Source organism: Leptolyngbya sp. FACHB-541 (genome assembly GCF_014695875.1).
GTDB lineage: Bacteria > Cyanobacteriota > Cyanobacteriia > Elainellales > Elainellaceae > JAAUTN01.
The window spans coordinates 41,630-66,076 of record NZ_JACJPC010000069.1; the positions used below are offsets into that span (position 1 = coordinate 41,630).

A 24,447-nucleotide genomic window follows, 5' to 3' on the forward strand; every position below is an offset into this window, starting at 1 on the left:
ATCCAAAGCTCTACAGCATGAATGTATATCCGTAGCAGTAGCAACTTTACGAAACACGATTCTAGTGAAAATCCTGAGAACTTCTTAAGCACATCAGAGTTTCCTCACCTAGTTAAGTGATCTTTCTGATGGAGAAGAACTCTCTTATAGAGCATTCTCACACCGCGAGAACTTTAACTGATTTTGAGAGCGGAAACCTCAAAATCAACACTTCCTTTTGCTTTTCAGTCAAATACTAATCCTGGTCGAGGGTGATTAAACATGGCAACTATCAATGGCAATTCCAGAAGCAATTCACTTCGGGGCACTAATAGTGCTGACTCTGTATTTGGGCTTGCCGGTAACGATGTACTGTTTGGTTTAGATGGCAACGACCTGCTAGATGGCGGTGACGGTAGTGACACCCTCGATGGTGGTACAGGGACAAACACCCTCAGAGGCGGTGCTGGTAACGATATCTACGTAGTAGATAGTGCCAGTGACCGAATTACTGAGGGAAGTAACCAGGGTATAGATACGGTTCAAGCATCTGCCAGTTGGGTATTAGGCAGTAACCTGGAGAATCTCACCCTAACAGGCAGGGCAATCAGAGGAACAGGTAACACCCTCAATAATAGAATCACTGGAAATACCTCCAACAATGTTCTGGACGGTGGAGCAGGCAACGACATCGTGATAGGCGGTGCGGGTAATGATAGCCTCATCGGTAATAGTGGCAATGACATCCTTCAGGGAGATGCAGGTAATGATACCTTGAATGGTGGAATTGGCATTGATGCAATGAGAGGAGGTGTGGGTAACGACCTCTATTTTATTGACAATGTCAGAGACACCGCTATCGAAGGTGCTAATGCAGGAACCGATACCGTCAACGCGACTGTTTCCTTTACCTTGGGAAGCAATGTTGAAAACTTGACTCTTACAGGCAGCGCAGCCATCAGTGGAACAGGTAACAGTCTCAACAACACCATCATTGGCAATGGTGGCAGCAACATTCTCACGGGTGGGCTGGGTGACGATTCCCTCAGAGGTGCAGCAGGTAACGACATCTTACAAGGTGGTGATGGCAATGACTTCCTGGATGGCGGCATTGGTGACGACAGCATGGCGGGTGGAGCTGGTAATGATACTTACCTCGTTGACAACCTTAATGACACTGTTAATGAAACTCCTGGTGGTGGCGTTGATAGAGTTATTTCCAGCATTGATTTTGTTTTGGGCGACGAGGTCGAGAATCTGATTCTAACGGGTACTACCAACCTCAACGGCATCGGTAATGCCTTGAATAACACCATCATTGGTAACAGTGGTGCCAACACATTAGAAGGGGGCGCAGGAAACGACTATCTCAATGGTGGTGAAGGTACTGACACCTTAGCAGGTGATGATGGGGATGATACCTATGTCATTGATAACGAAGGAGACATTGTCACCGAAAACACCGATGGCGGCGATGATACTGTAATCTCCGCACTCCGTGCCTACACTCTGGCTGACAATATTGAGAATCTTGTCCTAGGTGGAACAGACGGAATTGAAGGCACAGGTAATGACCTGAACAACCGAATTACAGGAAACAGTGGTGACAATAGTTTAAGTGGTGGCGGTGGAGATGACATCCTTACTGGCAACGCTGGTGACGATACTTTAGATGGCGGTGACGGAACGGACACTCTAATCGGTGGTGCAGGGAATGACCTCTACATTGTTAACGACACGAGTGACACTATCGTTGAAGCAGTAGGAGGTGGAATTGATACGGTCGTTTCTATCGATACTTTTACTCTTAGCAACAACCTGGAAAATTTAGTCCTTAACGGCGAAGCTGATATCAATGGAACAGGCGATGCTGCTGCTAACAGCATAGTTGGCAACAGCGGCAATAACATCCTAACGGGTGGTGCTGGCAATGACACCTTAGAGGGTGGCGCTGGCAATGATACCTTAGAGGGCGGTGTTGGCAATGATATTATGCGAGGTGGGGCTGGCGATGATATTTACACCATCGATGGCATTGGCGACACAGTAGTCGAAAATGCTGAAGAAGGAACCGATTTGGTTAATTCCAGCGTCTCTTTCACGCTAGGTGCCAACTTAGAAAATCTGACGTTGACTGGCAACGCCAACATCAATGGAACAGGCAATGCTCTAGGGAACTCAATTACAGGCAACAACGGCAACAACACTCTGAACGGCGGTGCAGGTAATGATGTTCTCGATGGTGGTGTAGGCAGTGACACGATGTTGGGTGGTATAGGCAATGATGTCTATTTCTTTGATGCTGTGGGCGATCGCGCCATCGAAAACATAAATGAAGGAACAGACACCGTCTTTGCCACAAGCGCAGCTAATGGCACCACCTTTACCCTCAGTGGTAACCTAGAAAACCTGACTTTGGGCGGCACAGCCAATCTAAACGGTACAGGCAACGACCTTGCTAACACAATAACGGGTAATGACGGCAGCAATACAATCAGTGGTTTAGCAGGTAATGATGTCCTTAGTGGCGGTGCTGGTGATGACACGTTGCTAGGTGGATTAGGAAATGATCTCCTAGACGGAGGCGTAGGTAACGACACAATGACTGGAGGCGCGGGCAACGATACTTACATTGTTGACGCGTCTACCGATGTTGTGACTGAACTGGCTGGAGAAGGCACTGATACTATCCTGGCAGGAAGTACCTTTACTCTAGTTGCGAACATTGAAAACTTGACCCTAGAAGGAACAGGAAACTTCAACGGTACAGGTAATGACCTGAACAACACCATCATTGGGAACAGCGGCAACAATATTTTAGATGGTGGACTTGGAGCAGATGCATTAAGGGGTGGCTTGGGAAATGACACCTACGTTGTAGATAATGCAGGCGATGTTGTTTCTGAAAATGTTAATGAGGGAACGGATACCGTAAATGCTAGTGTTAATTTCACCCTGAGTGCTGGGTTAGAAAACCTAACCCTGACTAGTACAGGGAACATCAATGGTACAGGTAATGAGAGTGTAAACACAATCATTGGCAACAGCGGCAACAATACCCTCGGCGGTGGTGGGCAAGATGATGTCCTAGTTGGTGGTGCGGGTAACGACATCCTGGACGGAGGTGTAGGCAACGACTCGATGGTAGGTGGCATCGGAGATGATACCTACTTTATCGATGCTGCTGGTGATGTTGTTACTGAAGCAACTAGCGAAGGGATTGATATAATCAACTCTAGTATTGGTTTTGCCCTAGCTGCAAACTTTGAAAATCTGACCTTAACTGGTTCCGCTAACGTCAATGGAACAGGTAATGATGTAGCTAACACCATTACTGGCAACAACGGTAACAATACGTTGAATGGTTTGGGTGGCAATGACACACTCTTTGGGAACGGCGGCAACGATACTCTAGACGGTGGTGCAGGTAATGATGTAATGAGTGGTGGTGCAGGTGATGACACCTACATTGTTGACAGCATTAACGACCTTGTCTCAGAAAACTCTAACGAAGGACTTGACACGGTCAGATCCAATGTCAACTATACGCTCGGTAATAACCTTGAAAATCTCACCTTGACAGGATCTGGAAACCTCAATGGTACGGGTAATGCTGGTGCCAATACCATTACTGGTACTGATGGCGACAATATCCTGGATGGTGGTGCTGGAACCGACCTACTAATTGGTGGCTTAGGAAACGATACTTACATTGTGGATAATGTGGGCGATCGCATCCAGGAAGTCTCTGGTGTTGGCATCGACGCAGTTGAATCCAGCGTCTCGTTCAATCTAGCAACCAATGGCGAATTCGTTGAAAACCTCTTCCTCACGGGTTCGGACAACATTGATGGTATTGGTAACGCCTTGAACAACACCATTATGGGCAACAGTGGCAATAACAGACTCGATGGAGGAACCGGAGCAGATAGCCTTAATGGCGGTACAGGAAATGACACTTATATTGTTGATAATGCAGGCGATCGCGTCACTGAACTTCTGGATGCTGGAATTGACTTCGTAGAATCTAGTGTCAGCTTTGCTTTAGGTAGCAACCTTGAAAACCTGACCTTGACTGGGACAGACAACATTAACGGCACCGGCAACGCCCTCAACAATACCATCATTGGCAATAGCGGCAACAACCGGATTGATGGTAGCACTGGTGCAGATGAGATGACTGGTGGCTTAGGAAACGACACCTACGTCGTAGACAATCTGGGCGACACAATCATCGAAGCTTCCAATGCAGGCATTGAAACTGTTGAATCAAGTGTCACCTTTGTTTTGGGAACCGAGCTTGAGAACCTGACTCTAACCGGCGCACTGGACATCAATGGTACAGGTAACGCAGGCAATAATACAATCAGAGGCAACAGCAGTAACAACCGAATTGATGGTGGTGCTGGCGCAGACATCATGAGTGGTGGTGCTGGCAATGACATCTTCATTGTGGACAACGTTGGCGATACTGTTACTGAATTGCTCAACGAAGGCATTGACTTGGTTCAATCAAGTATTACCTTCACACTAGGTGACAGCGTTGAGAACTTGACGCTGACCGGAACTGAAAACATCAACGGTACAGGTAATTCTGGGGTTAACACGATCATCGGTAATTCTGGAAACAACAGATTAGATGGTGGTGCTGGCGCGGATGAGTTGGTGGGTGGCGATGGCAACGATACCTACGTGGTTGACAATGTAGGCGAGCGCATCATTGAAATTGGTACAGGACTAGATACTGTCGAATCCAGCGTTACCTTGACGTTAGGGGACAACCTGGAAAATCTGACTCTGACTGGAACCAGCAATATTGACGGTACAGGTAACGAACTCGGCAACACTATCAGAGGCAATGCCGGAAACAACATCCTCAGAGGCGAGGCTGGCAACGATGTCTTAGAAGGAGGTATTGGCAGCGATGTTCTAGATGGTGGCACAGGTGCCGACCTGCTCAGCGGCGGCGATGGCAACGACCTCTACATCACTGACAACGAGGGTGATGTCATTAATGAAGTAGGGACAGGAATTGATACAGTTCGTTCTAGTATTACCTCCACCCTCGCTTCTAACCTTGAAAACCTGGAACTCATCGGGGTCGGAAACATTGATGGTATTGGCAACACGGGCGACAACACCATCATCGGCAACGGAGCCAACAATATCCTCTCTGGCTTGGCAGGCAACGATACTCTGGAAGGTGGAGCCGGAAACGATATTCTCAATGGTGGTGCAGGCATTGATGTTATGCGCGGCGGGCTGGGCGATGACATTTATGGCATCGATAACCTCAGCGACACTGTGTTTGAAGACGCAGACGCGGGCATTGACCGAGTTGAATCCAGTGTTAATTTCACGCTGGGGGCTAATTTCGAGAACCTGACCCTAACTGGAACAGCTACTAACGGTACAGGTAACGCGCTCAGAAACACAATCATCGGTAACGGCAGCAACAACCGATTGGATGGGGGTGCTGGCGCTGACGTAATGAGTGGTGGAGCCGGCAGTGACACTTATGTGGTAGACGACATTAGCGATACCGTCATCGAAGCAGAAAACGCTGGAATTGATGCAGTTGAGTCTAGCGTCAACTTCACTCTGAGTGAAAACGTCGAAAACCTGACACTGACCGGAACCGGAAATATTAACGGTACAGGGAACGGACTGGCAAACACCATCGTTGGTAACAGCGGCAATAACCGAATTGACGGCGGGGCAGGGGTAGACAACCTGAGCGGTGGATTGGGCGCTGACATCTATGTGGTTGACAACGCAGGCGACATCATTATCGAACTATCTAACGCTGGCAATGACACTGTTGAGTCTAATATCACCTATACCCTTGGGGCAAATCTAGAAAACCTGACTTTGGTCGCAGGGGCAGGTGACATCAACGGCATAGGCAATGCTGAAAATAACACCATTCGAGGCAATGAAAGCAGCAACCGCTTAGACGGTAGTGCAGGCATTGATGAACTGATTGGTGGGGACGGCGATGATACCTATGTGGTCGATAATTTAGGCGATCGCGTCATCGAAACCGGCACCGGAATCGATACCGTTGAAGCCAGCGTTACATACATCCTGGGCAACAATCTAGAAAACCTGACTCTAACAGGGACTGCAAATATCGATGGCACAGGTAATGCTCTCAATAACACCATCAGTGGCAACAGCGGCAACAACCGAATTAACGGTGGTGTAGGTGCTGATGTAATGAGAGGGGGCAACGGTAACGACACCTATGTAGTTGACACTGTTGCCGATACTGTAGTTGAAGAACTCAATGCAGGCATCGACACCGTTGAATCTAGTGTCAGCTTTACCCTGAGCAACAACGTTGAGAACTTAGTTCTTCTAACAGGTGCAGGCAACATCAACGGTACTGGCAACGGTTCTGTCAACACAATCACTGGAAATGAAGGAGACAACAGGCTAGATGGTGGTGTGGGTGCCGATGAACTGATTGGCGGAGCAGGAAATGATACCTACGTGGTGGATAATGCGGGCGATCGCATCACTGAAACTACAGGCATCGACACTGTTGAAGCCAGCATCACCTATACCCTCGCCACTAATCTAGAAAACTTGACACTGACCGGTTCAACTAACATTGATGGGATTGGCAATGCCGAAGCAAACACAATCCTGGGTAACAGCGGCAATAACCGTCTAGAAGGACGAGTCGGTAATGATATTTTAGACGGCGGTGAAGGCGCTGATACGCTAGTTGGTGGAGTAGGCGACGATACTTACTTCGTTGATAACAGTGGCGATATCGTTACCGAAAACGCTGGGGAAGGCGTTGATACTATTTTCTCTAGAGCATCTTACACTTTGGGTGCAGGCACCTCGGTAGAGAATCTATTTCTAACAGGTACTGAGAATATTGATGGTAGAGGCAATGAATTTACCAATACCATCACAGGTAATGCAGGCAACAACATCTTGGATGGTAGAGCTGGTGCCGACCTGTTAAGTGGTGGAGCAGGTAACGATACCTATTTTGTAGACAACACAGGCGACGTTGTTTCTGAAACGATTGGTGGTGCTCAAGGTGGAATAGATACGATTGTTTCAAGCATTTCCTTTGACTTGAGCAATGCCAGCGGTGCCAACATTGAAAATCTCACTTTGGCAATCGGTGCCGGAAACATCAACGGTACAGGCAACGCCGAAAACAACACGATCACAGGTAACGAAGGCAACAATATCCTGAATGGAGGAGCAGGCGTAGATCATTTGAGAGGTGGAGCAGGTGATGACACCTACATCATCGACGACCTGAGCGACACCGTTTTTGAGGAAGCTAACCAGGGAATCGATACCGTTCGTTCCAGTGTCTCCATTAGCTTGAGTGATAACGTTGAAAACCTCATCCTGACTGCTGGAGCTGGCAATATTGCTGGCAATGGCAACGCCTTGAATAACACCATTGTCGGCAATGAGGGCAATAACGTCTTGGGCGGCGGCGCAGGTGATGACTTCATTGACGGCGGAACTGGAGCAGACACAATGAGTGGTGGAGAAGGCGATGACACCTACATCGTGGACAATTTAGGAGATACCGTCACTGAAGCCGGGGATGGGCTGGATCTAGTTCGCTCTAGCGTTAACTTCGCTTTGGGGGGCAATATCGAAAACCTGACCTTGACTGCTGGAGCTGGCGACATTAACGGTACTGGTAATGAGCTTGCCAACACGATAACAGGGAATACAGGCAACAACAGGTTAGATGGTGGTGCTGGTGCAGATCGACTGACTGGTGGAGCAGGAAATGACCTCTACATTGTGGACAACGGTGGTGATGTCGTCGTTGAACTAGAGGCTCAGGGAACTGACCAAGTAAACTCTAGCGTTACGTATACGCTGGGCAACTTCGTCGAAAACTTGACTTTAACTGGGTCAGCTTCTATCAACGGTACAGGTAACGCTTTAGCTAACACCATTATCGGCAATAGCGGTGACAACATTTTGGATGGTCGAGCAGGCGCTGATGAAATGAGTGGTGGTTTGGGCAACGATACTTACTTCATTGATGATGCAGGCGATCGCGTCGTCGAACTCCCTGGCGGCGGCATCGACACCGTTGTAGCAGGATTCACCTTTGTGCTGGGTGATGATGTTGAGAACCTGACCCTGACTGGAGAAGACAACATTGACGGTACAGGTAATGCCCTCAGAAACACTATCATTGGCAATGCTGGTAACAACAGACTAGATGGTGGTGCCGGTAACGATGTTCTAATGGGTGGTGCAGGCAATGACACTTACTATGTTGATAGTCTGCTCGACCAAGTTGATGAAATGGGGGGTTCTGGAGCTGATTTAGTCATCTCTAAAGTTACCTTTACTTTAGGAGCAGGCGTTGAAAACCTGACCCTAGCGTCGGGCGCAGGCAACATCAACGGCACAGGCAATGGACTTGCTAACCGCATTATTGGTAATCAAGGTGACAACATTTTGACTGGAGGCGATGGCGCTGACATCTTGGAAGGCGGTGGCGGCAATGATACCTACATCGTTGATGACCTTGACACTATCTTTGAGGCAACCGATGGAGGATTAGATACCGTTCAATCTACTTTTAATTTCACTTTGAGTGATAACCTGGAAAACCTATCTCTAACTGGTGATGCCCTCATCGGTACGGGCAATAATTCCAGCAACACCATTACTGGAAATGGAGGTAACAACACACTCTCTGGTTTGGGTGGAAATGACGATATCTCTGGCAGCGAAGGAAATGACCTCCTATTTGGAGGAGCTGGGAATGACATTTTGAACGGCGACAACGGGGATGACATCCTCAATGGGGGCGCAGGAAATGATGTTCTCAAAGGTGGGACTGGAATTGACCGTTTTGTCTATGACACCGGCAGTGTGTTTGCAACTGGCGATGTGGGATCAGACCGAATTGAAGGATTCCAATCCAACACCGACAAAATTGTGTTGGATAAAACTACCTTTAGCCTGCAAAGCGGACCAGGTTTAGCTTTTAGCCAAGAGAGCGATTTTGCAATTGTTGAAACTGACGCAGGAGCAGGCAGTGCCAACATTGTCTACAGCTTGGGTACTGGAAACTTGTTCTACACGGGTGTTCAGTTTGCACAGTTAACTACAAACACTGGCTCAATTCCATCCATTACAGCGAATGACTTTGAGATTCGAGCATGATGGAATAGATTCACCTTAGGTTGAATAAGTAAAGAGGGAAGGGCGATCGCCCTTCCCTCTTTGCTTTTCTTTTGACGAATTTTGTAAAAATTCTAATTACTGATTTCTAAGTTTTCTAGGATCATGTTTGCTCTTGGATCAAAGCCATCACCATATTCAACTGGAGCATGAGTTACTACATAGAAAGCTTCACCGTTCTGTTCGCCAATGTAAACAACGCCTGTGTAGATTTCGGCTTCAGTATCTTGCTCATAAATGATTTCCTCTACTGCCCAGGGATAGGCAGAAGAACTGTTTTGACTAACTTCATCCCAATTGTTGGCTGCTAACAAGCCTTTACCGCCCAAAACTAGTTCCTTCACGTCCTCAGAGCTAGAAGCCCCTTCTGGAAAAACGATCTGGACGTAGGCTTTTTGGTCTGGCGTACCCGTTGGGCTGAAGTAGAAGCGATCGCCCTCTTCTTTGCTTTCTCCTGCTACCTCTGGCATGAAGTCCTCAGCGGGAAAGTAAGTGATAAAAGGTGAAGACTCTGAAACAAAGCGTTCTAGCTCGATTTCAGTTGTTTCCCCTTCTACACTGAGTTGAGCCGTTTTAGTCTCAGGGGCAGATGACTCGCTATAGCTTTGAGCTTCAGGGGATGATTCATCTGAAGAAGCTTCACTTTCGGGTTGGATATCCTGGCTTGCAGAGGGCGTTTGGGTTGATGGAGGAGCGCAGGCAACTACAGCAGCCAAAAGAACTCCAGTCAATATATGTCCTAAATTTTGTAGTTTCATGGGTTTGTCCCGTCTGAGTGGCTGCTGATCCTATCTCTACAATGACATAAGGCAGGATGAGCTACATCCTGCCTCGGTCAGAAACTGTTTGCCAGCCAATTAGAGTTAATTCGATTGGGTTTAGACCACTACAAAGTTCACCAGTTTCCCAGGCACTACAATCACTTTTTTAACTTCCTTATCAGTGATGTAGCGCTGGGCGATCTCTGACTCACGAGCGTACTGTTCCAGGGCAGGCTTGTCTGCTTGGGCAGGCACCTGAATCGTACCTCGCGTTTTGCCGTTAATTTGAATCACTAACGGAATTTCGTCCACAACCAGTGCCGCTGGATCAGGCGTAAGCCAGCTTTGCTGATGCACTGAGCCAGAATGTCCCAACACTTTCCATGCTTCATCTGCGATGTGAGGCGCAAAAGGAGCCAAGAGCAGAACTAAAGCGTTGATTCCTTCTGCGTAAATGGGTGAGTCTTTGCAAGTGGAATCTGCTAAAGCATTGCTCAGCTTCATCAATTCTGAAACCGCAGTGTTGAATTGATATTCGCCCTCCAAGTCTTCACTAACCTCTTTAATGGCGTAATGAATGGCAAAACGCAGTTCCTTTTCAGGCTTGGTTAATTCGGCTGATGGAGTTGCAGACGCGGCAGGCGATCGCCCCTTTTCAGCAAACTCTGCCACCAAGCGCCAAACTCGGTTTAAGAAGCGAAACTGACCTTCGACATCCGCATCATCCCATTCCAGATCCTTTTCGGGTGGAGCCTTAAACAGGATGAACATCCGGGCCGTATCAGCCCCATATTTTGCCAAAACCTGCTCTGGATCGATGCCGTTGTACTTTGACTTTGACATCTTCTCGTAGGAAACTTCCAGCGGCTCACCTGTTTCAGGATCTTTAGGGTCGGCAGGGTTAATCTGACTGGGAGGAATGTATTTTCCTGTAGTCCGATTTTTGTAAGCAGCCGCCTGGACCATACCCTGAGTCAACAAACGTTGGAAGGGTTCGTCGAAGTTGAGCAGATTGCGATCGCGCAACACTTTTGTAAAGAACCGCGAATACAGCAAATGCAAGATCGCGTGTTCAATACCGCCCACGTACTGGTCAACCGGCATCCAGCCGTTCACCTTTGCCGGATCAAACGCCTGCTGCCCATTCTTAGCATCCGGGTAGCGCAAGAAATACCACGAGGAATCGATGAACGTGTCCATCGTATCTGTTTCGCGCTTTGCCGGGGTGCCGCAACTGGGGCAGGGCACGTTAATCCAGGATTCTAACTGTGCTAGGGGGGAAGGTCCACGTCCCGAAAACTCTACGTCTTCTGGCAACTGCACAGGCAAATCTGCTGCTGGAACCGGAACAGCTCCACAGTTGGGACAATGAATGATCGGAATGGGTGCGCCCCAATAGCGCTGACGAGAAATCAGCCAGTCGCGCAGGCGATAGGTTGCGGTGCCTTTGCCTTTGCCGTTTTTCTCCAGCCATTGAACAGCCGCTTCAACACTTTGCCCTGGGGCTTTCCCAGCCGCAACCCCATTCAAGTCTTCAGAGTGAACGATTACCCCTTCACCGACAAAGGCTGCGGTCATGCTATCCGCATCAAGAGTCTGGTCGTTTGGCTGAACAACGACTTTAATTGGCAAATTAAACTTTCTGGCAAACTCAAAGTCACGCTGGTCATGGGCGGGAACTGCCATAATTGCGCCCGTACCGTAGCCCATCAGCACGTAGTCTGCAATCCAGATGGGCAACTTCTCGCCATTGACTGGATTGACTGCATAACTGCCTGTCCAAACGCCTGTTTTCTCGCGATCCTCAGCCGTGCGGTCAATTTCGCTTTGAGCGGCAGCGGCAGCTTGATAGGCTTGAATAGTTTCCGCTTGCTCTGAAGTGGTCAACTTTTCTACTAAAGGATGCTCTGGTGAGAGCACCATGAAGGTTGCACCCCAGAGCGTGTCAGGGCGAGTGGTGAAGATGGGCAAAGCCTCTCCAGTTTCCGTTTTGAAAACGACTTCAGCACCAGTAGATTTGCCGATCCAGTTTTCCTGCATCAGCTTGACCCGCTCGGGCCAACCAGAAAGCTGATCCAAATCCTTGAGCAACTGCTCAGCGTAAGCGGTGATTTTGAGGAACCACTGACGCAAAAGGCGACGCTCGACCATAGCGCCCGATCGCCAAGAACGCCCTTCACTATCCACCTGTTCGTTTGCCAAAACGGTTTGGTCAATCGGGTCCCAGTTAACCGTTGCTTCTTTTTGGTAGGCTAGCCCTGCCTGGAAGAACTCTAAGAAAATCCACTGCGTCCAGTGATAGTAGTCGGGCGAGCAGGTTGCTAGCTCACGTTCCCAGTCAAAGGATATGCCCAACCGCTGAAGCTGCGCTCGCATCTGAGCAATATTTTGATACGTCCACTTTGCTGGATGAATGCCCCGATCAATGGCAGCATTCTCTGCGGGTAGCCCAAACGCATCCCAGCCCATTGGGTTGAGAACGCGATGCCCCTGCATTCGCTTGAGCCGAGCAATCACGTCGGTAATCGTGTAGACGCGGACGTGTCCCATGTGCAGGTTGCCCGACGGGTAAGGGAACATCGACAGCGCGTAAAACTTGGGCTTGTCGCTGTCGTCTAGTGCCTGATACAGCGCTTGCTCTGCCCAAACTTGCTGCCATTTTTCCTCAATCGCCGCTGGGTTATAACGGGATTCCACGCACAGGTCTCCTGATTCAAACGTTAAGTATTTACACCATTCTAAATGGTGACTTCCCGGAAATAGCCTAGCTACTCAAATTCGTGGGGCTAAGCGGGGCTAGCAGTCATCGTAATTGGTAATGGGCGATCGGTCATGGATGACGACGACGTTATAGAATCTTGAGCCAGTTAACTCAGATCTCTGTCTACTTCCTATGCTCCAGGCTCAACAGGGCTGTGATTCACCTCTAATTAGAGTATTCGTCTACGGAACGTTGAAACCGGATGAAGCATCCTATGAAAGATATTGTGCGGGGAAAGTAGCGGCGGTGTGTGAAGCGATCGCCTCCGGTCAGCTGTTTGCGCTACCAATGGGCTATCCGGCAATGACGTTGGGAGAGGGCTGGGTCTACGGATTTTTGCTGACCTTTGCTGACTCAACAGTCCTAAAGGATCTGGATGAATGGGAGAATTATGACCCCGATCGCCCTGCTGAGGAAAATGAATATCAGCGGGAAGAGATTGAAGTCTGGGGGAGCGATCGCCAACCCTTAGGTAAAGCCTGGGTCTATCGAATGTCCTTTGAGCAGGCAAAGCACTGGGGCGGTGTTTTGCTCCCTGAAGGGCACTGGAGCAGTTTCTAGTTAGGGTCATGGCAATGCTATGACCCTACGAAATTCATACATCAGATCAGCAATGCCCTTTTTCCATTGGTTGCGATCGCTTTATTTTTATCGAGTTATTTTCGTCGAGGAGAAGCTTACCTATCGTGTCAAGGCTGTTGCTTTCCTAAAGGTTTTCTGGGTTACTGGTTGTTCTCTTTAAACGACGCAGTTTACCTAAATATTCGCTAAGGAAGGGGAGTCCAGCGATTGCAGGCAACAAGTAGCGCGATGTACACAATAGTCCTAATGCAGCAGCAGTTGGAGTATCGATGAAGGGTTGATAAAAAGCAATAATCGCTGCATCACGGGTACCCACTCCAGCAAAGGTAAGTGGCAGCAATCCTGCCAAAATTGCCAACGGAGCCAGTGCTAGATTCGCCAAAAACGGTGTCCAGGCTTTGAGAGCGAAGATGAAAAACCAGATTTGCAGTAGATGAAAAAACCAGATCAGAATTGAAGTGCCAACAATCTTGAGCAGGTGCAGGCGATCGCCCCAAAAATAGGCGTGCATGGTTTCCCAGGCTTTGCCTAAAGCTTCAAGGTTGGCTTTTGTTTTTTTGGGAGCAACGAACTGACCTAGCTGAAAGAAGAACTGAGCAAATTTGCGCGACCCTAACAGCAGCAGTCCCACAATCAGCCCCGAGACGACACTGAGAGTCATTACCCAAAAGATCCAGCCCTTTTGCGGGTAAAGCACCAATCCCAGAGCACACCACAGTAACAGGGACAGCAGATCGCAGGCTTTTTCGAATACCACCAGGGAAACGGCGAGAGAGCCATCCAGGTGCCCGCGATCGCGCATGAAGTAAGCTTTAGCAATGTCGCCCATTTTTGAGGGCAGCACCATGTTCAACACACAGGCAACCAGAATTAAGCGATTTGCTTCCCAAAACGGCAAAGGTGGAGAGGTTGCTTGCTGCTTGTCTCGCTCGTGGGGCATGAGTTGCTGAAGCCGCCAGCCCGTCATCAGCGTCAGCGGCACGACCATTCCCAAACTGATCCCCAACCAAAGGCGATCGCTCTGCTGAAATACCTGCACCAGTCCACGAGTGTCGATTTGCCAGTAAATCACACCCAGGATGAGTAGGCTAACCGCCAGAGAAACCAGCCGTTTCATAGATCCGAGCCTGCCGCCCAATTAGCACTAACTTGCAGCTTGCGATCCAGCGCTTGACGAGTTGGGGGAAGTAACGCAGGCTGCCATTCTTCAGGGCTAAAGCTGTCTGCACTGGCAACGTGGCGCAGGTTTTGGCGTGGGCTAGTCGTGGCGATCGCCCCTGCCCGTGCTTCTATCTGATCCTGAAGCTGCACTCCACTGGAACTAATCTGCACCCGTCGTTCAAACTGCGGCCCGTCTGCTTTACCTGATCGAAAAATCATTTTTTGCTTCAAAAACGGGACCAGCTTTTCACCAAACAGCCAAGCCAACAGCCGCAGAACGGCATGTTTGACAGGGCTAGCAACATGAAACTGAGTTTTCTGACAGTTGCCGCGAATGCAAATTTCCTGTCCCTGCCGCTGAATCGACCACTCATCTGACCACCAGTTGCTTGTCCAGAGTCCGCCTTTTGCCCCAATTCGCCAACCGTGGTCAACAACAGGCGACTGATTCTGACGATGAATTCTGACTAAGCCACCTTTGCGCGCTGCAACGTAGGTAGTCCACTGGCGATCGCCTGACCAGTAAACCCAGTAACCACAACCCTCTAACCAAATTTCAGGTCGAAAAGTTGGAGCCTGAGCTGCCTGCATTGCGTCCAGGTAAGGCAAACTTCTTACAATACTGGCAAATACGTAATGACAGTGGTAGCGGTCGTCCGTTGCCCAAATCGGATGGCTAGGTTGTCCTAAGTCGCGAAACAGCGTTTCGACTAACCAGCTTGCTAAAGGATTACGGGATGCAGCCCGAACTAATCCGTAAGGCACCACATAATCAGTGTTGCGACAGTTCAGAGTAGAAGGCAATCGACCGTCAGCGCCTACCAGTTGAGCGAGGAAGGCGATCGCCCTATCCGTTGCCTGAATCGCTCGCTCATCGTGAGTTACGTCATGATAATCGGCTAGTGCATCCAGAGTGACGGTCAGATAGCCGAAATCTGGCCCACCATACTCGTTAAACCAACCTTCGGGGTGCTGCGACTGGAAGAGGCGATCGGCGATCGGCTGAATGGCGCTTGGGGCAATGATTCCCACCTTTGCAGCCAGCGCAATCCCCGCTAGTCCCGCTGCCTGTTGATTCATTGCCTTTTGCTCTACCCGTCCCGCTAGCTTCTGTGCCAGTCGCCTTAGGGGAGCCTCATTTACAGAATTAAGTAGATGCGGGGCGTTGGTTTGCCAGTCATATAGCACTCGACTTGCCGCATACAGCCCAAACGCCGCTGCTGGAAAGCTGCGCTCAAACGGGTAATACTCGTCTACTCCACCCTGGCGATCGACCTGCCGTGCCAGCGCATTCACTGCACCGACACACCAGCGCTCGATTACATCAGAGGAAACGTTGACGGCAATTTGTCTAGCTCGTGCTGCCTCTAAAGTAAAAATACCCTGCTGAAGAATCGCCGAGGGAAAATCACGAATTTTGTAATGCCAGTAGTTGCGATCGAAGCAGCCAAAAGTGGGTGAATCAGGGTCACGATCCATCTGGGTTAGCACCCGCGCCATCTGGCAGTTGACGTAGTGGCGAAATTGGGAAGGCAAGTCAGACATTGAGGTTGAGGGCGATCGCACAACGAGTTAGGAGTTCTGAAGAACTGCTATAAAAGCGTATCACCCTCACCAAATCTTACTGATAGTCTGGTTTAGTTTGATCCTATAGCACTCTACCCTTTCACACTGGACTGGATTTCTTGCCAGCGATCGCTCCCCCCCTCCTCAACAAACCTCACCTCAGCCAACCCCTTCCGCTTAGTCGGCTTAGACAACCCCTTCCAGGTTTTACGCAAGAAGTTAAAGGTTGGACCAACGAGCTCCATTGGCAGTTTAGAAACTAGCCATCTTGCCCAAGCTTGACGACCAATTAGAAAAGAACCGCTGATTACAACTTCGACGAGCCAGCGACTGAGGGGAATTTTTTCAGGACGGTAGCCAAAGTCAGGAACAGGAATGCCCTGTCGCTGCTGCACGGCTAGCCGAATGAAGCTGCCTCGCTTTTTGAAGTCGAGCATATGACCGTGCATTCCCAATGCTTGATTGACGGGAATTGGCTCTAGCGTCAGTTTGCCAGATTGCTGCATCGCGAACAGAACTTTTTCAGCAAATTCACTTCGAGCCACAATCACAGAATGTCCACCCCCTGCCTGCTCAAATTGGGGCGACCAGGCATCCCCGACCGATAGATCGGTGGCTTCGTTGGTGAAGTCGGGCGTGATCTGGCAGTTGCGCGAAATGTAGAAAGGAATTAGGTAGTTGTAGTAAAACTTTTGGGCTTTGAAGACACGCCCATCAGCGGTTTCAACCTGAAGGTAGCCAGGCCATTCGCCTGCTCGCCACTGGAGTGAAGTAATGGCGATCGCATCCTTCACCCCCTGCATCCGCAAAAACGCCCGTACTGCTCCCGCATACATGTTCGTCCCTGTATAAGGACCAGCCACAAATACGACCTTCTGAGCAGCAGGATGTCCTGCTGCCTGGAGCATTCGCAGTGCAGTGACCTGTTCGGGGAGCCCAACAAACGCCAGACGACCAGGGAATGCTGCGATTTCAGGCAGAATCGTCAGCGTCGGAGTGACGGCATAGATACTTTGAGCCGCTGCAAGAATTTCTTCTCGACTGGTAGCGATTACCGGGGTCGCGGCTTCTGGGGAATGCAAGCCCTGACGCAACACGACGGCTCCTTCAATTTGACCGCTTTCTAGCAAATGAATCAGGACTCGGCTGATTACTCCGCCCGATGCACCGCGCCGTCGAATGGCTGGGTCAGCCGCATAGCCCGTAAACACCTGCCGGTAAGCACCCAGCAGCGGACTGTTAGGCTTGCCGTTGTTCAGGTATGACAGCAGGTTAGGATAAGGAACGCCACGCCCAGAGCAAACTGCCCATGCCAGCCCCAGCGATTGGTCTTCTGCATCAGTCAAAGCTCGACGCAAAAAGGGCAGTGGACCAGATGGAGTTTCCCGAAACTCCAGCAGCTCTGGATGCAGTCCCACACATGTGCCACAGTGCGTGCAATTCTTGGGTTGAATCACCTGTGTTTGAAAGCGGCTCCAGAAGCTGTGTTTTATCCCGTTCCCCATTTTCATCGCTCTTTTTGGTTGGAATTCAGTTCTGCTCGACGCAGGCGCAATTGAATATCTTCTAATACTTTGCGGTTGACCGCCATCAGGTCTGCGACTAAGCCAAACATCCACAGTTGAAAGCCAATCAGAATCAAGATTGCCGCCAGAATCAGACTAGGTGCGCGCGATCGCGTCCCATTCTCTAGGAAGAACAAGACTAGCCAACGAACTCCTAGCAAAAAGCCCATAGAAAAGGGAATGCTGCCCAAAACCGCGAAAAAACGTAGCGGCTTGTAGGTCATTGAGATTCGCAGAATGGTAAGAAGCGATCGCTTCACATACGAGGGAATGCTTTTCACCAACCGCGAGGGACGCAAATAGCCGTTTGTGCGAATCGGCACTGACTTAATTGCCATCCCTTGCCGCCCTGCCTGAATGATGGTCTCTAGGGTGTACGTGTATTCGTTAAACACATTTAGTCGCAGCGCTGCCTCTCGACTGATTGCCCGAAAGCCGCTTGGCGCGTCCACGACATTCGTTTTGCTGGCTAGCCGAACCACCCAACTGCCAAACCCTTGCAGCAGCTTTTTGATGGGCGAAAAATGCTTAATTTGCCGAATCGGTCGCGCTCCTACCACGATGTCTGCTTCGCCTTGCAAAATCGGCTCAACCAACCTGGGAATGTCAGCCGCACAGTACTGATTGTCTGCATCCGTATTTACAATGATGTCTGCCCCCGCCTTAAGGCACGCTTCTAACCCTGCCATGAAGGCATGAGCTAATCCTTGATTGCGGGCAAAGCTGACGACATGATCTACTCCATTGGCTAACGCTACTTCAACGGTGCGATCGCTGCTGCCATCGTTGATAATCAGCCATTCCACCTGATCGATGCCAGGAATCTGGCGCGGTAGCTCAGCTAGCGTCATTCCTAAGGTGGCTTCCTCGTTGTAGCAAGGAATTTGAATAATCAGTTTGGTCATCAGCAGATTTCAACGCTCGGATCAGAGTGAATCAGACTCTAGAATAAAACGCCCTTTACCCAAACTTTACTTTTAATCGCAGCACATCGGAGCAGATTTCAAGTTAGGCAGAGAGCAAATTCATCATTAGTCATCTATCGCAAGAGGTCAATATAGCGTGTGCACGCGATTATGCAGAGGATGCAAAATCATTGGAACTGATGAAGCAATTTGATGCAATCGCCCCTTTTCCCCTCGTCAGAGGGATGACCTAAGTCGCTAGAAACCGTTCAAATAGTCTGAGTTTCCAGTCGATTTCTAGGACATTCAAGACTATGGATCTTCAACTGACTGGCAAAGTCGCAGTAGTGAGTGGTTCGACGGCTGGAATTGGACTGGCGATCGCCACCACCTTGGCTCAAGAAGGAGCAGCCGTCATTGTCAACGGACGCACTGAAGCACGAGTAAATGCAGCGATTGATCAGATCAAACAAAAGTCACCTGATGTCAAACTGCAAGGACTAGCTGCTGACCTAGGTACTGCTGATGGCGCAAACGCTTTGTTTCACAAAGTTCCAGAGGTTGACATTCTAGTCAACAACCTGGGCATTTATGGGGCAAAAGCCTTTAGCGAAATTTCAGATGATGAGTGGCTAAAATTCCTGGAAGTCAATGTGATAAGTGGCGTTCGGCTCTCTCGACATTACTTGCCTAAGATGATGCAGAAAAACTGGGGGAGAATCATCTTTATCTCCAGTGAGTCTGCCGTGAATATTCCCGCTGAAATGATTCACTATGGGGTGACAAAAACTGCTCAGATATCTCTAGCACGAGGGTTAGCCGAAACAACAGTTGGAACCAATGTCACTGTAAACTCAGTGCTACCAGGACCCACGCGTTCAGAGGGGGTAGAAGAGTTTATTCAAGGATTGGCAGCAGAGCAAAACATTCCACCAGAGCAGGTGGAGAAGGAGTTTTTTGAGAAAACGCGCCCCTCTTCTCTAATTCAACGCTTTGCAACGACCGAAGAAGTTGCTGCGCTAGTTGCATTTGTTGCCAGTCCTCTGTCCTCGGCCACGAACGGAGCCGCGCTGCGAGTAGATGGCGGAGTGGTGCGTTCAATTGTTTGAATCATGTAAAGGTTGGCGCTGGAACTGCAAATTTGCAGTTTTTCGTCCAGCACGGTGATAAAATACGGTAACTACGTCAAATTACCGTATTTTATGGAACGTCTGTCAGAATCGGATGCGCCCCTTGATTCAACTTCGGCGTTTAGCCCAGAACAACCAACTCCACTCAAACGCCTGCGGGGTGGCTTTTTGTTAGTCTTGGGGTATTTGCTGTCGCCGCTCTCCTGGTGGAACGACCTGTTTTTTAATCTGCCGTTTGCCTATGGGTTGGGCTACCTGGCAAGCCGCTTTTCGCCTGATTTCTTTTTGCCTGCGGCGATCGCCGGGTACTGGCTCTCTAATGTAGCGGGAATCCTGCTGATACAACTGGGGATTATGGATGCCTTCCAGGGTGAGGCAAAAGAGCGCAATCTTAAGAAAGAACTGATTACAGGTGTAGTTTCCTCCACGGTCTACACCTTAATTATTTTGGGGTTAATTCATTTCCACATTTTGGAAACTCCTGGCTTAGACCTAGAAGGAAGTTCGTTTAGCTTGAGTGTGCTGTGGCCCTTTGGAGGCGATCGCTAAGATGAACTACCTACTGCTTTCATCCCTCAGTTTTGTAGTTGGAATTATTGTGGGGCTGACAGGAATCGGTGGTGCTTCTCTAATCACACCCATGCTCATCGTTGTATTTCAGGTGCCTGCTTCGATAGCAGTTAGCTCTGACGTAGTTGCCGCAACGTTGATGAAAATTGTGGGTGGGGTAAAACACTGGCGGCAGCAGACGGTTGATGTACAGTCCGTGAAATGGTTGGCTTTAGGCAGTGTGCCGGGTTCCCTCGTTGGGGTTGGTCTGCTGCACTTCATTCGACAAAGTGACATTAATTTAGATAGTCTACTGCTGCGATTACTGGGCATTGCCATTCTAATGATCACGCTGGTGGCACTCCTGCAACTGATCCTAATGATGGTGGCTCCGTCGCTGGAATTGCCCTCCTTACCCAAGCTGAATCTAGATACTTTGAATGGAAGGGCGATCGCGATCGCGGTTGGTGCAATATTAGGCTGCATGGTTGGCATGACCAGCGTTTCATCTGGTTCAATGTTTGCCCTGGTATTAATCGCCCTGTTTCAACTAGATGCTAAGAAATTAGTGGGCACTGATCTAACTCAGGCCGCAATTCTCCTCAGCGTCACCTCTTTAGGACATTTAACGCTAGGAACAGTAGACTGGAGCTTGGTTCTTCCCATTTGGGTTGGATCAATTCCGGGTGTGTTGATAGGGGCAAAACTCTGTCAAGCCGCACCTCAGAAAGCGTTGCGATTTGCTGTTTACCTGATCCTAGTGATGGTGAGTTGGAAGTTAGCCCATTCTGCATGAATGAAGTGTATTAGAAATAGGCTCCCAGCAAACTGTAGAGCAAGCCACTAATGACTAAGCCCGTTATGATTACATAGGGAATATCGCGCTGCTTAATAAAGAAGATAAAAGACACTAGAACCCGCAGGACGGGGGTTGCAATTAAGAATAATAGCCCTAGCTGCACAATGCCGCGACGACGACCGGAAAGTACTGCATCGATTACTCCGGCAGGCGATCGAAACATATCAGGTTCGCCCTGAAAAATATGGTAGTTAACGGGTTCCATACCGTGTCGGACAAGATATAGAATGCCGCCCAATAAAACTATTGCAGTGGCAAGCCACACACCATACTTCAGTAGATTGCTGAGGATTATTCCTAATCGGTAATCAGGCGATCGCTCGTCTAACTGGTGCTGGGGATAGTCCTGACAACTGACCGACAGATCAACAACGACTGGAGGATGCTCAAGGGCGATCGACAGGGCTTGGGCGGTTACGGTTGAGGTAGGTATTTGAACTTCGGACTCGGGAGGCATCTCACATCTCTCCAAATGCGTTGTAAACCATCTTGAACGACATCACGACCAGGACGACACTAAATACAACCCGCAACACACTCACTTTTGTACCCATCAACGCTTTTGCACCCAACCAGGCACCAGGAAACACCCCTAACATTACAGGCATTGACAATCCTGGATCAATATAGCCTCGCGCCAGATACACACCCGCAGAAACAGCCGCCGTTACGCCAATCGTGAAACTGCTGGTGGTAGTCGATACTTTAAACGGTAGGCGCATGACCTGGTCCATTGCTAGCACTTTCAACGCACCAGAGCCAATTCCCAATAGTCCAGATAGAACGCCTGCGATCGACATTAGCCCAAATCCCAGTGGCACCGAGTAAGCCTGATAGCTCATTAGTCCATCAGGGGTTGGATAGGTGCCATGCAATTGTAGTTGTTGAGCCAGCGGTTCTTCTGCGTCATCGGTCAGAGCTTCTGCCCTGGGCTGCTGGGCCAAATAAGCAGAGTAGAGCAGTACGATCGCCAGCACCAGCGTTAATAGCTTGATCGAAATCATAGTTGCCAGTAGTGCTCCTACAATGGCTCCAATAGTAGTAGCCACTTCCAGAAACATACCCAACCTTAAATTGGCGTAGCCCTGGAGAATGTAGGTGGATGCTGCTGCACAGGAAGTTGCAATCACTGAAACGAGCGATGCCCCGATCGCATAGCGGATATCTACGCCAAATACAGAGGTCAGCAGCGGAACGATCACCACACCGCCACCCAAACCCGTCAACGCTCCCAAAAATCCTGCCAGGAACGAGCCAGCCCACACTAATACGGAAAATTCTAGAATATTCAGATGCTTACTCCTGAATGAACCAGTTCAGTTGTTCAGGTCTCCGACTTCTTTGAGAAGCCAGAGACCTGAAGTTGTTTAATCTAAGGGTGCAGCGGGAAATTGAGTGGTCAGGTCTGCCTGAGTTAAATCGGGAATTTCCCAATTCACATCTCCAGACTTGAAGACTTGGGTTGCGGGAAGATTTAACTCGATCGCTCCTGTATCAGGATTTTCTGTCGCGATCAACTGTGTTCCTTGCAGAACTTTAATAGCGGCTGCGCTGCCGACATTCAACCCTGCTACTTTGACATCATTAGGCAAGTAGATTCCTTTGCAAGCCCAATCATCATCGGTTTCTGCTCCTGCGGGCAGGAGGTACATGACCTGATCAAAGGTGGAAGTTGATGTTTTAGACTTGTCACCATAGACGGCGATCGCTTGAGCCGTATCATTGCGGCAAATCGTGTCTTCGCCCGTTTCCATAATGTATTTCTGGTATTGCAAATCCGCAATTTGCTGTTGCACTTGCTCCATCGTCATTCCTTCAGGGGGAGTGTTGGTATCTTGTGCTTGAGTCAAGTTGACTAACGTCTCAGTAATTTGGGTGTAGTCAGGATTTTGATTTAAAGGAGGTGGATCAGCGAGAGCGGGTTGAGCAACGGCAATGTTGAGGAAAAGCATCAATCCAATCAGCAGCAATTTGAACAGTTTCATGGTCAATCTCCTTCGAGTTTAGAACTAAAACAATGGGGCAGATGTGAACAGTTGATAAGTTTTGCTTTCAAGTAAAATGAACATCCCTAAACCAATCAACACAAACGGAACGATCGCACGGCCATAGCGGGTTAGAAGATGGGCGATCGCCGGAAATCGGGCTAAGCGATAAGCAACATAACACCACACTCCAATCAGCACGAAAAAAACGGTGAGAATTAGCAGCAACATGGGCAAATCACAACTGGCAAATAAGGGAACATAGATGCCGATGTTGTCTCCTCCATTGGCGAGGGTGACGGCTGCCACACTGTAGGTTTGCGGGGTGAGTAGCGCTGCCAGTTTAGATGAGGGCGATCGCTCTGAGGTCGAACCTGGCTGATGCGATAAGGTCTGAACATCGGTATCTGGTTTATCGCGATTGAGAAGCTGACTCACCCCAATGATGATTGGCAGAATTCCCAGTAGCCCAATCCATGCTCTTGGAATTAGTAATCCACCTATAAAGCCAGGAAGGCTCGCCAAAATCAATACCAAAAATCCTAGATATTGACCTGTAACAATGTGATAAGGGCGGAGGATTGCATTGACCTGGGCAAAGAAGAGCATCAGGATGATGATGTCGTCAATGTTAGTGGCAGCAAAGGCAGCGATGCCTGTCGTGATGGCTTGTACGATCCAGCCCATGATGTATTCAGGTATTCATAGTGACTCCTTTAATTTTGCTTGAGATTGGTTACCACGACGTTGGGACGTGCTGCACTACGAAACAGGTGCAGCCCAAACAGACCACTAATCACCAGCGTCAGCACTGCTAAACCACGATTTTCTAGAGTGTGGCTATCAATCAAAATCAAAATTCCTAAGCCAATCAGCACAAATGGAACGAGTTGATTGCCGTAGTCAGTAAGCGATTTGGCGATCGCAGGCACTTGCATTAGGCGATAGGCAGCAAAACACCAAACTCCTACCAGCACAAAGAAAACTGCCAAAATGACTGACAAAGTGAGTCCATTGCTGCTGGCAAATAGGGGGACATAGATGCCGATATTGTCACCTCCATTCGCAAACGTCACGGCCGCCACGCCATAGGCTTGAGGTGACAAGCTAGAGTACCAGGAACGCTCAGGCGGCTGTGGCGCTTCGGCTTCTTCATCCTCATCCTGAACGGGATTGATTAAACGGCTCAACCCAATCACAATCGGGACAATTCCTAACATGCCAATCCAGGGGCGAGGCAGCACCATACTGCTAAAGAAGCCGGGAAGACTGATTGCAACCAGTGCCACAAATCCTAAATATTGCCCTGCAACAATGTGTCGTCGTCGAAACACTGAATTAACTTGAGAAAAGAACAGAAGCAGGATCAAAATGTCATCCAGGTTAGTGGCAGTAAATGCTGTAAATCCAGTTGAAATGGCTTTCAGTAACTCATTCACAGATGAT

At 49.2% G+C, this 24,447-nt stretch carries 16 protein-coding genes; 5 read left to right on the forward strand and 11 right to left on the reverse strand.

Going from position 1 to position 24,447, the window contains the following annotated elements; translation table 11 throughout:
- Positions 1-261 precede the first annotated feature (261 nt).
- Positions 262-9,159, forward strand: coding sequence for a calcium-binding protein (locus H6G00_RS36125; protein WP_277881891.1), 8,898 nt, complete (start codon positions 262-264; stop codon positions 9,157-9,159).
- 92 nt (positions 9,160-9,251) lie between these two features.
- Here the strand turns inward: H6G00_RS36125 and H6G00_RS15500 are convergent, their stop codons facing one another.
- Entirely contained in the window at positions 9,252-9,935 is a 684-nt protein-coding gene (locus H6G00_RS15500) for a hypothetical protein (RefSeq protein WP_190797428.1), read from the reverse strand.
- A 120-nt stretch (positions 9,936-10,055) separates the two neighbouring features.
- Positions 10,056-12,635 (reverse strand): leucine--tRNA ligase, encoded by a 2,580-nt coding sequence (gene leuS / locus H6G00_RS15505; RefSeq protein ID WP_190797429.1) that lies wholly within the window; start codon positions 12,633-12,635, stop codon positions 10,056-10,058.
- Between the two features lie 196 nt (positions 12,636-12,831).
- Here leuS and H6G00_RS15510 point away from each other — a divergent pair, with 196 nt between their 5' ends.
- Positions 12,832-13,260 (forward strand): gamma-glutamylcyclotransferase, encoded by a 429-nt coding sequence (locus H6G00_RS15510; protein WP_190797430.1) that lies wholly within the window; start codon positions 12,832-12,834, stop codon positions 13,258-13,260.
- A gap of 145 nt (positions 13,261-13,405) precedes the next feature.
- Here the strand turns inward: H6G00_RS15510 and H6G00_RS15515 are convergent, their stop codons facing one another.
- The 4 genes from H6G00_RS15515 to H6G00_RS15530 form a co-directional block, all read right to left on the reverse strand.
- Positions 13,406-14,398, reverse strand: coding sequence for a lysylphosphatidylglycerol synthase transmembrane domain-containing protein (locus H6G00_RS15515; protein ID WP_190797431.1), 993 nt, complete (start codon positions 14,396-14,398; stop codon positions 13,406-13,408).
- Complete coding sequence (locus H6G00_RS15520) at positions 14,395-15,987, reverse strand: hypothetical protein (RefSeq protein WP_190797432.1); 1,593 nt, start codon at positions 15,985-15,987, stop codon at positions 14,395-14,397. Before H6G00_RS15520 ends, H6G00_RS15515 begins: the two co-directional genes overlap by 4 nt.
- Positions 15,988-16,100: 113 nt before the next feature.
- Positions 16,101-17,519, reverse strand: coding sequence for a Coenzyme F420 hydrogenase/dehydrogenase, beta subunit C-terminal domain (locus H6G00_RS15525; RefSeq protein WP_199318510.1), 1,419 nt, complete (start codon positions 17,517-17,519; stop codon positions 16,101-16,103).
- Positions 17,516-18,478: a glycosyltransferase family 2 protein gene (locus H6G00_RS15530; RefSeq protein ID WP_190689764.1), complete on the reverse strand. Its 963-nt coding sequence runs from the start codon at positions 18,476-18,478 to the stop codon at positions 17,516-17,518. The genes H6G00_RS15525 and H6G00_RS15530 overlap by 4 nt, the downstream gene beginning before the upstream one ends.
- 314 nt (positions 18,479-18,792) lie before the next feature.
- On the opposite strand from H6G00_RS15530, the gene H6G00_RS15535 reads away from it, so the two are divergent.
- The 3 genes from H6G00_RS15535 (at position 18,793) to H6G00_RS15545 (ending at position 20,953) form a co-directional block, all read left to right on the forward strand.
- Positions 18,793-19,587 carry an SDR family oxidoreductase gene (locus tag H6G00_RS15535; RefSeq protein WP_190797433.1) on the forward strand — a complete coding sequence of 265 codons (795 nt, stop codon included), beginning with the start codon at positions 18,793-18,795 and terminating at the stop codon, positions 19,585-19,587.
- Positions 19,588-19,680: 93 nt separating this feature from the next.
- A complete protein-coding gene (locus tag H6G00_RS15540) occupies positions 19,681-20,157 on the forward strand; it encodes a hypothetical protein (RefSeq protein WP_242042289.1) in 477 nt (158 codons plus the stop codon).
- A 1-nt stretch (position 20,158) separates the two neighbouring features.
- Complete coding sequence (locus tag H6G00_RS15545; RefSeq protein WP_190797434.1) at positions 20,159-20,953, forward strand: sulfite exporter TauE/SafE family protein; 795 nt, start codon at positions 20,159-20,161, stop codon at positions 20,951-20,953.
- 10 nt (positions 20,954-20,963) lie between these two features.
- On the opposite strand, the gene H6G00_RS15550 is transcribed toward H6G00_RS15545, so the two are convergent.
- The 5 genes from H6G00_RS15550 to H6G00_RS15570 form a co-directional block, all read right to left on the reverse strand.
- Positions 20,964-21,473, reverse strand: a complete 510-nt coding sequence (locus H6G00_RS15550) for a DUF1634 domain-containing protein (protein ID WP_190797435.1) — start codon at positions 21,471-21,473, stop codon at positions 20,964-20,966.
- Position 21,474: 1 nt separating this feature from the next.
- Positions 21,475-22,308 carry a sulfite exporter TauE/SafE family protein gene (locus H6G00_RS15555; RefSeq protein ID WP_190797453.1) on the reverse strand — a complete coding sequence of 278 codons (834 nt, stop codon included), beginning with the start codon at positions 22,306-22,308 and terminating at the stop codon, positions 21,475-21,477.
- 75 nt (positions 22,309-22,383) lie between these two features.
- Positions 22,384-23,001, reverse strand: a complete 618-nt coding sequence (locus tag H6G00_RS15560) for a hypothetical protein (RefSeq protein ID WP_190797436.1) — start codon at positions 22,999-23,001, stop codon at positions 22,384-22,386.
- A 24-nt stretch (positions 23,002-23,025) separates the two neighbouring features.
- Positions 23,026-23,688 (reverse strand): cadmium resistance transporter, encoded by a 663-nt coding sequence (locus H6G00_RS15565; RefSeq protein ID WP_190797437.1) that lies wholly within the window; start codon positions 23,686-23,688, stop codon positions 23,026-23,028.
- Between the two features lie 29 nt (positions 23,689-23,717).
- Complete coding sequence (locus H6G00_RS15570) at positions 23,718-24,440, reverse strand: cadmium resistance transporter (protein WP_190642361.1); 723 nt, start codon at positions 24,438-24,440, stop codon at positions 23,718-23,720.
- Positions 24,441-24,447: the final 7 nt, after the last annotated feature.